At 59.0% G+C, this 705-nt stretch carries 1 protein-coding gene and 1 pseudogene; both read left to right on the top strand.

The window, feature by feature from the left end:
* Positions 1-322: pseudogene (locus FW758_RS24695) on the top strand (helix-turn-helix domain-containing protein); the annotation flags it as partial.
* Positions 319-705 (top strand): replication protein P (locus FW758_RS24690; RefSeq protein WP_446446838.1); only part of this gene is annotated, 387 nt, incomplete at its 3' end. The pseudogene FW758_RS24695 and the gene FW758_RS24690, both read left to right, overlap by 4 nt.

Raw genomic sequence — 705 nt, 5'->3', positions numbered from 1 at the left:
GAGTGCTAAGTCGGTTTTCAATGCGTTTTTCAAAGCGTATCCGGCCCATCGCAAAGGCGGGTCGGATTCGGCTGCGTGGAAAGCGTGGAAGGGTGAAAAGCTGACCGACGCCGATTGCGTGTTGGCGGTGACGTGGTTGAAGGAGGCTGCGGCGCTGGATACGAGTTGGGGCTTTAGCGCGAACGGCCAGTTTGTGCTCGGCATTACCAAGTTTATCCGCGAACGCCACTGGTTAACGCCGTTGCCAAGACCGATGGCCACTGCGGTTGGGCAAGTGGATTGGAGCTACGCGGTGTATGACCCTGAGGACCCCTTGATATGACGGCCAACCAAAATACGAGCATGAAATCACTGCAGACCTTAATCCGCCAGCCGCTGGTTGGGCAGGGGCGTGTGAGCCAACCTGAGCCGACGGCAATGGACATGGCGATTGTGGACAGCGTGTTTAGCAAGTTGCGGGTGTTGTTTCCGGTGAGTGCACCGCGGCCTGAGGACGAAGCGACCCACAAAGCCGAGTGGCTTAAAACCTTGGCCGCGCAGGGGATTGCGAGCCGCGAGCAAGTGCAAGCGGGGCTGAATCGCGCCAGACGCGAGCAGGGCGATAGGCAGTTTTGGCCGACACCACGCCAGTTTGCGCTTTGGTGCCAACCCACGGCCTGTGATTTGGGATTGCCCAAGTTAGAGGCGGCGTTTAAGGAGGCAACG

It is taken from the genome of Shewanella sp. 1180_01, assembly GCF_052850535.1.
The sequence above is the reverse complement of the archived record's forward strand: the minus strand, read 5'-3'. Positions and strand labels throughout refer to the sequence as shown.